The organism is Actinomycetota bacterium (assembly GCA_005774595.1).
Lineage (GTDB): Bacteria > Actinomycetota > Coriobacteriia > Anaerosomatales > D1FN1-002 > D1FN1-002.
On record VAUM01000454.1, the window covers coordinates 1 to 1263 of the forward strand.

A 1263-nucleotide genomic window follows, 5' to 3' on the forward strand; every position below is an offset into this window, starting at 1 on the left:
GCCCATGAGCAGGAGCGCCGCCGCGGAGTACACCGCGTCGGCCCAACCGGGCATCGGCGCCGCGCCCGCGATCATGCCTGCCACCGACTGCAGCGTGACGAGCGCCACCCACGCCAGCCCGCCGATCGCCGCGTTGCGCCCCTGGCGCCCGCCCGCCACGACCGCGGCGACCGCCGCGAACGGCGTCGTCACGATGACGCCGTTCCAGCCGCCCAGGTAGGCCGACCATGCGACCTCGAGCACGCCGAGCGGCAACCCGTCCGTGCGCGCAGAGAGCGCACCTACGCCCCATCCGGCCGCGAGGACGAGCACGGACGCGCACGCGAGCCCTCCCGCGACCCACGCGAACAGGCAGCGCGCGAGGGTCCCGCGCGGGCGTGGGGTCGTGGCGGCCGCTGCCCCCTCGCCCACGCTACTCGCCCGTCGTCGAGACCCCGACGTCGGCCGCGGCGTCCTCGAGCGAGCATGTCCCGGTCCACGCCGGCGGCTCGTAGGCGCAGTACGGCTCGGCGGCGAGGTAGTCGCCCTCGACTTCGAGAGCGCGTGCGCGGCATCCGCCGCACACCGCCTTGTACTCGCACGCGCCGCACTTGCCCTTCAGCAGCGAGTAGTCGCGCAGCTCGTTGAAGACCTTGGACTCGGTCCAGATCTCGGAGAACGGACGCTCCTTGACGTTGCCGAGCTGCATGTTGAAGTAGCCGCACGGCTGGATGTCGCCGACGTGGCTGATGAAGCAGAAGGTGATGCCGCCGAGGCACCCGCGCGTCATCGCGTCGAGGCCGTACTCCTCGCGCGTGACCTTCTTGCCCTCGGCCTTCGCGAGCTGCCGGATGATGCGGTAGTAGTGCGGCGAGTCGGTGGGCTTGAAGTGCAGCGGGCTCGTCTTCTGGCGGTGGTACGCCCAGGTCAGCACGCGCTCGTACTCCTCGGGCGGCAGCTCCTTGTCGAGCAGGTCGGACCCGCGGCCGGTCGGCACGAGCATGAAGATGTGGAACGCGTCGATGCCGAGCGACTCCGCGAGGTCGTGGACCGCCTCGACCTTGGTGTGGTTCAGCGTGGTCACGGTCATGTTGATCTGCACGCCGACGCCGTGTGCCTTGGCCATCTTGATGCCGGCGATCGACGCGTCGAACGCGCCCGGCTCACCGCGGAACGCGTCGTGCTCCTCGGCGGTGGGGAAGTCGATGGACACCGAGATGCGCGGGATGCCGTGCTCCGCCATCTTCGAGGCGATCTCCTCGGTGATGAGCGTGGCGTTCGTGC

General features: G+C 70.7%; 2 protein-coding genes. Both read right to left on the reverse strand.

All coding sequences use genetic code 11. The annotated features are described in order from the left end of the window. A partial coding sequence (locus tag FDZ70_10915) for a hypothetical protein (protein TLM65670.1) occupies positions 1 to 411 on the reverse strand: 411 nt, incomplete at its 3' end. Position 412: 1 nt separating this feature from the next. After that, on the reverse strand, positions 413 to 1263 hold an 851-nt coding region (locus FDZ70_10920; protein TLM65671.1), incomplete at its 5' end, for an SPASM domain-containing protein.